This window comes from Pseudomonas sp. CAN1, assembly GCF_030462585.1.
Lineage (GTDB): Bacteria > Pseudomonadota > Gammaproteobacteria > Pseudomonadales > Pseudomonadaceae > Pseudomonas.
On record NZ_JASMRU010000011.1, the window covers coordinates 149,114 to 155,738 of the forward strand.

6 protein-coding genes and 2 pseudogenes are annotated in these 6,625 nt (G+C 66.8%); 4 read left to right on the plus strand and 4 right to left on the minus strand.

Annotated elements, in window-relative coordinates; translation table 11 throughout:
• The first annotated feature begins 47 nt into the window (after positions 1-47).
• From QO207_RS16820 to QO207_RS16830, 3 genes are all read left to right on the plus strand, one after another.
• Complete coding sequence (locus QO207_RS16820; protein ID WP_301533489.1) at positions 48-899, plus strand: ABC transporter permease; 852 nt, start codon at positions 48-50, stop codon at positions 897-899.
• Entirely contained in the window at positions 889-1,710 is an 822-nt protein-coding gene (locus QO207_RS16825) for an ABC transporter permease (RefSeq protein WP_205335075.1), read from the plus strand. Before QO207_RS16820 ends, QO207_RS16825 begins: the two co-directional genes overlap by 11 nt.
• Before the next feature lie 159 nt (positions 1,711-1,869).
• Positions 1,870-3,294, plus strand: coding sequence for a gamma-aminobutyraldehyde dehydrogenase (locus tag QO207_RS16830; protein WP_301533483.1), 1,425 nt, complete (start codon positions 1,870-1,872; stop codon positions 3,292-3,294).
• 233 nt (positions 3,295-3,527) lie between these two features.
• On the opposite strand, the gene QO207_RS16835 is transcribed toward QO207_RS16830, so the two are convergent.
• From QO207_RS16835 to QO207_RS16850, 4 genes and pseudogenes are all read right to left on the minus strand, one after another.
• Positions 3,528-4,232, minus strand: a complete 705-nt coding sequence (locus QO207_RS16835; protein WP_301533490.1) for a type 1 glutamine amidotransferase — start codon at positions 4,230-4,232, stop codon at positions 3,528-3,530.
• Positions 4,233-4,447: 215 nt separating this feature from the next.
• Positions 4,448-4,786 carry a ribonuclease E inhibitor RraB gene (locus tag QO207_RS16840; RefSeq protein WP_253451827.1) on the minus strand — a complete coding sequence of 113 codons (339 nt, stop codon included), beginning with the start codon at positions 4,784-4,786 and terminating at the stop codon, positions 4,448-4,450.
• A gap of 276 nt (positions 4,787-5,062) precedes the next feature.
• Entirely contained in the window at positions 5,063-5,746 is a 684-nt protein-coding gene (locus QO207_RS16845) for a VIT1/CCC1 transporter family protein (protein ID WP_301533484.1), read from the minus strand.
• A gap of 33 nt (positions 5,747-5,779) precedes the next feature.
• Positions 5,780-6,289, minus strand: a pseudogene (locus QO207_RS16850) (SDR family NAD(P)-dependent oxidoreductase); the annotation flags it as partial.
• Between QO207_RS16850 and QO207_RS16855 the strand changes: the two are divergent.
• Positions 6,282-6,625, plus strand: a pseudogene (locus tag QO207_RS16855) (SDR family NAD(P)-dependent oxidoreductase); the annotation flags it as partial. The pseudogenes QO207_RS16850 and QO207_RS16855 sit on opposite strands and share 8 nt — an antisense overlap.

Consider the following 6,625-nt stretch of genomic DNA (forward strand, 5'->3'; position numbering starts at 1 on the left):
GAGCGATCTCCAGCTTCCTCTACCGGCGCAGCACGCTCTACCTGCTGATGCTGCTGATCCCGCCGCTGCTGTGGTTCGGGGTGATCTACATCGGCTCGCTGTTCGCCCTGCTCTGGCAGAGCTTCTACACCTTCGACGACTTCACCATGGCGGTGACGCCGGACCTGACCCTGGCCAACTACCAGGCCCTGTTCAACCCGGCCAACTACGACATCGTCCTGCGCACCTTCAGCATGGCGATTGCCGTGTCGGTGGCCAGCGCCATCCTCGCCTTCCCCATCGCCTACTACATGGCGCGCTACGCCGGGCCGAAGGAAAAGGCGTTCTTCTACATCGCAGTGATGCTGCCCATGTGGGCCAGCTACATCGTCAAGGCCTACGCCTGGACGGTGATCCTGGCCAAGGGCGGCATCCTCTACTGGGTGATCGAGCACCTGCACCTGCTCGGCATGCTGGACCTGCTGCTGGAAGTCCCCGGCGTGGGCGGCAACACCCTGTCCACCTCGCACCTGGGGCGCTTCTGGGTGTTCACCTACATCTGGCTGCCATTCATGATCCTGCCGATCCAGGCCGCCCTGGAGCGCCTGCCGCCGACGCTGCTGCAGGCCTCGGCGGACCTCGGCGCGCACCCGCGGCAGACCTTCTTCCAGGTGATCCTGCCGCTGGCCTTCCCCGGCGTGGTGGCCGGCTCGATCTTCACCTTCAGCCTGACCCTGGGCGACTTCATCATCCCGCAGCTGGTGGGCCCCAGCGGGCTGTTCATCGGCACCATGGTCTACGTGCAGCAAGGCGCGGTGGGCAACATGCCGCTGGCGGCGGCCTTCACCCTGGTGCCCATCGTGCTGATCGCCGTCTATCTCTCCATCGCCAAGCGGCTGGGGGCCTTCGATGCGCTCTGACGCACATTCCACCGATCGCCCCTCCTGGTTCCTGCGCCTGGCGGCCTGGGGCGGGCTGGTGTTCCTGCATTTCCCGATCCTGGTGATCCTGCTCTACGCCTTCAACACCGAGGAGTCGGCCTACAGCTTCCCGCTGCAGGGCTTCACCCTGAAGTGGTTCAGCATCGCTTTCCAGCGCGGCGACGTGCTCGACTCCATCTGGCTGTCGGTGAAGATCGCCTGCGTCGCCACGCTGATCGCCATGGTCCTCGGCACGCTGGCCGCCGGCGCGCTGTACCGCCGCGACTTCTTCGGCAAGGAGAGCATCTCGCTGATGCTGATCCTGCCCATCGCGCTACCCGGCATCATCACCGGTATCGCCCTGCTCTCGGCGTTCAAGACGCTGGGCATCGAACCAGGCTTCCTGACCATCGTCATCGGCCACGCGACCTTCTGCGTAGTGATCGTCTACAACAACGTGATCGCCCGCTTCCGCCGCACCTCCTTCAGCCTGATCGAGGCGAGCATGGACCTGGGCGCCGACGGCTGGCAGACCTTCCGCTACATCATCCTGCCGAACATCGCCACGGCGCTGCTGGCCGGCGGCATGCTGGCCTTCGCCCTGTCGTTCGACGAGATCATCGTCACCACCTTCACCGCCGGCCACGAGCGCACCCTGCCGCTGTGGCTGCTCAACCAGCTGACCCGCCCGCGCGACGTGCCCATCACCAATGTCGTCGCCATGCTGGTGATGCTCGCCACCATGCTGCCAATTCTCGGTGCCTACTACCTGACGCGCGGGACCAGCGACGTGGCGGGGAGCGGCAAGTGACTCTGTGCCAAACACCTCCTCCCTAGCCCTCCCCCTGAAGGGAGAGGGGACCAGATCGGCGCAGGAAGAAACTACGGCCTCCGCCGGCACGGACAGCCCCCTCTCCCTTCAGGGAGAGGGTTGGGGAGAGGGAAACCCACTGAAGAAAAGGAGACTCCGATGCAAACCAAACTCCTGATCAACGGCCAGTTCGTCGCCGGCGAAGGCGCCGCGCTGGATATCCTCAACCCCGCCACCGGCACGGTGATCGGCCAGATCGCCGAGGCCAGCGAAGCCCAGGTGGACAGCGCCGTGCGCGCCGCCAACGCGGCCTTCGACGGCTGGTCGCAGACCGCGCCGAAAGACCGCGCCATGCTCCTGCTGCGCCTCGCCGACCGCATCGAGGAGCACGCCGAGGAGCTGGCCAGGCTGGAGTCCGACAACTGCGGCAAGCCCTACGCCGCCGCGCTGAACGACGAAATCCCGGCCATCGCCGACGTGTTCCGTTTCTTCGCCGGCGCCTGCCGTGTGCTGCCCGGCTCCGCGGCCGGCGAATACCTGCCCGGCTTCACCTCGATGATCCGCCGCGACCCGGTGGGCGTGGTCGCCTCCATCGCGCCGTGGAACTATCCGCTGATGATGGCCGCGTGGAAGCTCGGCCCGGCTCTGGCCGCCGGCAACTGCGTAGTGCTCAAGCCGTCCGAGCAGACACCGCTCACCGCTCTGCGAGTTGCCGAATTCATCGCCGAGCTGTTCCCTGCCGGCGTGGTCAACCTGGTGTTCGGCCGCGGCCCGAGCGTGGGCGCTCCGCTGGTCAGCCACGACCTGGTGCGCATGGTTTCGCTGACGGGCTCGGTGGGCACCGGCAAGGCCATCATCAAGAGCGCCGCCGACAGCGTGAAGCGCCTGCACATGGAACTGGGCGGCAAGGCCCCGGTGATCGTCTTCGACGACGCCGACCTGGAAGACGTGATCGCCGGCATCCGCACCTTCGGCTTCTACAACGCCGGGCAGGATTGCACCGCCGCTTGCCGCATCTACGCCGGCAAGAAGGTCTACGACAACTTTGTCGCCGACCTCGCCAGCGCGGTATCCAGCCTCAAGACCGGCCTGCAGAACGACCCGAACACCGAGCTTGGCCCGCTGATCACCGCGGCCCAGCGCGACCGCGTGTCCGGCTTCGTCGAGCGCGCCAAGGCCAGCCCGCACATCCAGATCGCCACGGGCGGCAAGATGGTCAGCGGCAACGGCTTCTTCTACGAACCGACGGTGGTGGCCAACGCCCAGCAGGACGACGAGATCGTCCGCCGCGAAGTGTTTGGCCCGGTGGTGTCGGTGACCCCGTTCAGCGATGCGGACGAAGCGGTGCGCTGGGCGAACGACTCCGACTACGGGCTTGCTTCGTCGGTGTGGACGAAGGATGTCGGCCGCGCCTCACGGGTGGCGGCGCGCCTGCAATATGGCTGCACCTGGGTGAATACGCACTTCATGCTGTGCAGCGAGATGCCCCACGGCGGCTTCAAGCAGTCCGGCTACGGCAAGGACCTGTCCATGTACGGCCTGGAGGACTACACCGTGGCGCGGCACATCATGTTCAAGCATTGAGTACCTGCAAGCGAGGGGGACGCCATCGTCATTGCTCGCGACCCCTGGCTCCGGGGCTTGTTCGCGAGCAAGCTCGCTCCTACGAAAAGCGTCACCTCGCGGGATCGGATACGTAGGATGGGTGGAGCGCAGCGATACCCATGCTGCCGGTGCACGGGATCGATGGGTATCGCTGCGCTCCACGCCATCCTACGAGGTGCGTCATGCACCATTGATGTGAAGCGAGGTGCCGGTCAGATCAGCCCGGCCAGCTTCAGCCAATGCTGATAGAAACCTTCCGCCACGCGGTTCATCGCCGCGACCTTCTGTGGCAGGTCGGCCAGCATCGACTCCGCGCTTTCCTGGCTCGGCTGGCTCGGGTCCAGGTATTCCGGGAAGCCGTTGACCCAGCCGCTCACCAGCTCCTCGGTCATCTCCGGGTGGCCCTGCAGGCCGAGGATGCGCTCGCCGAAGCTGAAGCCCTGGTTCTCGCACCAGGGGCTGGACAGCAAGCGCGTGGCGCCTTGGGGAATGTCGAAGGTATCGCCATGCCACTGGTAGATCGGGAACTCCTCGGGCAGGTGCGCCAGCCACGGGCTCTGCCCTTCCTGGCGGCGCATCGGCTGCCAGCCCAGCTCGGTGTACGGCTGGCGATGGATGTCGGCGCCCAGCGCCTTGGCCAGCAGCTGGCCGCCCAGGCAGTGGCCGATCATCGGCACGTCGCGCGCGATGAAGCGGCGGATCGCGGCGATCTCGTCGCGCAGCCATTGCAGGTCGTCGTTCACGCTCATCGGGCCGCCCATGATGGCAACCGCTTTCGGCCGCTCCAGGTCGTAGCCTTGCAGCTCACCCAGGTCGGCGCGAAGCACGTCGAACGGCAGTTGCAGACGGTCGAGCAGCGCGCCCAGGTGGCCGGGCGGGCAGAAATCGACGTGGGTCAGGATCAGGATATCGGTCATGTTCACCTCCGCGCCGCAGTCTGCCGCATCGCTGGCGCCGAGGAAACCTGGCGTGTCCGCAAGCGCGTCCTTGCAGCGCTGCCGCCAGGGCGCTGCATGGCAGACGAAGAAAGGCGCGCCGTCACCAGTGGCGACGGCGCGCATTCTCGTTCTTACGGGTAAAGAGTGCGGGTAGAAGATCGGCCGTCCGGAAACGGCTCAACGACGTGTTGCGATCAACGCAGGGAGGTGACCTCCTGGGTCACGCCCCAGCCATCGAGCGTACCGCCCAGTGGCAACACGACTTCCTCAAGGTCGTGCTCGAAATCGCCGATGGCGGCATGGGTGGCGAACATCACCTTGCTGATCTGCAGGTTCCAGCCGCCGTCATCGCGCGCTTCGACCTGGGTTCTCAGCGATTCGCCGCGAAACTGCCGGGCAGCTTTGCGGGCGTTCTGTTCATCGGAAAAGATGGCGAAAAAGTCGATGGGATGAATACGAGCGAAATCGAAGCCACCTTCCTTCATCCGGCGCAACACGTTGACGCTGATATCCTCCGAGAGGGGCTTTTCCATGGTACGCACCTCCTTTCGAGACGTTCAGAGTGTATTCCCCGCCAACGAACACGCCCTGGACGGGCGCGTTCCGGGCACTTCAGTGTGCCGCCGGGAAACGTCAAATGCTGCAACGTCCCCCGAAATGGTGGCCAACTCCGCCGAACGCGCCGAGCGGCGCAACGGAATCTACCGGCCACATTCCTCAGAGTAGCGCCTGACCACGGTACGTGCCGCTGCTTTGACGCTTTGCACCGTTCGGCGGCGACAGGCGGCGATGGGCGCAACCCCGCGCCGCTAGCCGCCCAGCGCGATGCACAGGCCGGTCATGGCCACACCCAGCGCCATGAATCCCAGTGCCCCCGGCCAGGGCGAATCGCCAGACCAGCGACTGAGCAGCCAGCCCAGGCCGAACAGCATGACCACGCCGATGCCCTGGGCCAGGCGCAGCGCCAGCAGGTCGTCCGGCACCAGCCACAGCGGCAGGATCAGCGGCAGGGTGATGCCGGTGACCAGCAGCACGATCAGCAGCGCCGCCAGCCAGACCTCCGTGCCGCCATGGCGAAGCTGCCCGGTGCCCAGCTCGGAGCGCATCAGGCGCTGGCGCAGCTGCCAGACTTCATCGGGCTGCAGCACGGCCACCAGCCGCGGCGGCAGGAACTCGTCGAGGCCCTCGCGGAAGTCGATATCGCTGGAAGTCCTGCGCAGGGCGCGCAGGCGGCCATGGCGGTGCACCCGTTCAACGCGCAGGCGCACCAGCAGCATCATCGCGTCGACAATGCCCCAGGCCAGGTTGCAGCCCAGTGCGGCGATGATCAGGTCCTGCCGGGTCGCCCCGCCGCTGGCGGCGGAAATCACCGAGATGATGGTCAGGGTCATGATCACCCCGTAGGTCATCTCGCTGATGCGGTCGAAGGGTGACGTGATGTCCTGCAGCACGCGCTGCCAGGCCGATGGCTGGGGTTCCGGGGTTGGCTGCATGGGACGGCCTCCTCTGCCGCCCCTGCAGTCTACTCAAGCGCGGCTGAGCCAGGCCATCACCCAGCGGTTGAGCGCCGGTGGCGACAGCTGGCCGGACCAGTACATGGCACGGAACATCGCGCCAATGGGCCGGTGCACGCCGCCGCTCTGTGCCTGGCGCCACGCGGCCTTGGCGATGTCCTCGGCCACCAGGGTGACGCCCAGGCGGCGTAGCACTGGCGGCTCGAAGGTCTGGCTGGCGACCATCGGCGTGCGCACGAAGGGCGGCATCAGGTCGGCGACGCGGATGCCCAGCTCGCGCCATTCCAGTTCCAGCGCCTCGGTCAGCCCGCGCACGGCGAACTTCGACGCCGAGTAGCTGGCCATCTGCGGCACGCCGTAGAGCCCGGACGCCGAGCCCATGTTCAGCACCTGCGCGCCCGGCGTGCGCTTGAGGAACGGCAGCGCGGCGTAGCAGCAGTTGAGGACGCCCTGCACGTTGATGGCGATGATGCGATTGTGCTCGGCGAGGCTGATGTCCTCGAAGCGGCCGAAGCGCATCATCGCCATCAACGTGCAGGGCGTCCTCAACTGCTGCTACGCCGCGCTGCCGTTCCTCAAGCGCACGCCGGGCGCGCAGGTGCTGAACATGGGCTCGGCGTCCGGGCTCTACGGCGTGCCGCAGATGGCCAGCTACTCGGCGTCGAAGTTCGCCGTGCGCGGGCTGACCGAGGCGCTGGAACTGGAATGGCGCGAGCTGGGCATCCGCGTCGCCGACCTGATGCCGCCCTTCGTGCGCACGCCGATGGTCGCCAGCCAGACCTTGCGCCAGGCAGTGCTACGCCGCCTGGGCGTCACCCTGGTGGCCGAGGACATCGCCAAGGCCGCGTGGCGCCAGGC